Below are 531 nucleotides of genomic sequence, written 5' to 3'. Positions count from 1 at the left end.
GATCTAAATCTCCGCAAGTATAAACATCAATGCTGGCATATCCGTGTTCAGGAAAACTGTGAATGGTCAAGTGAGATTCAGAAATGATCACAACCCCGCTTACACCTTGAGGTGCAAACTTATGAAAGGCTACCTCACGTACCTCAGCACCTGACTTCAGTGCCGCATTTACAAACGTTTTTTCAATAAAATCCATGTCATTCAGCTTATCAAAATCGCATCCCCACAGTTCGGAGATAACGTGACGCCCCATTGTTTCCATAGCATGGACCCCCCTTAACAAGAATTAGAAAAGTGAATTTCCAAGCAACTGAACCGGTCATTTACCACGGGGGAAAGTTAGTCCGGAGAGGTCCTAACCCTTTAAGTAATGCCGAAGCGCTCACGAACTAGAAGTTCACGAAAAATAGTATACTTTGTTTGAATATTTTTTGCAAGGCGGTTTTATCATTTGATGGTTAAGGGGTATTTATTTTTTATCCGTCCATGCTCTTATTTTATACAGCCGAAGGGTGTTTCATTCTTGAAGCC

1 protein-coding gene is annotated in these 531 nt (G+C 41.6%); it reads right to left on the bottom strand.

All coding sequences use genetic code 11. The features are described from left to right. A partial coding sequence (gene speD, locus AC0QUY_RS42775) for an adenosylmethionine decarboxylase (protein WP_475391766.1) occupies positions 1–262 on the bottom strand: 262 nt, incomplete at its 3' end. Positions 263–531 lie beyond the last annotated feature (269 nt).

Source organism: Bradyrhizobium sp. WYCCWR15520, assembly GCF_056174665.1.
This window is presented reverse-complemented; position numbering and strand designations above follow the sequence as displayed.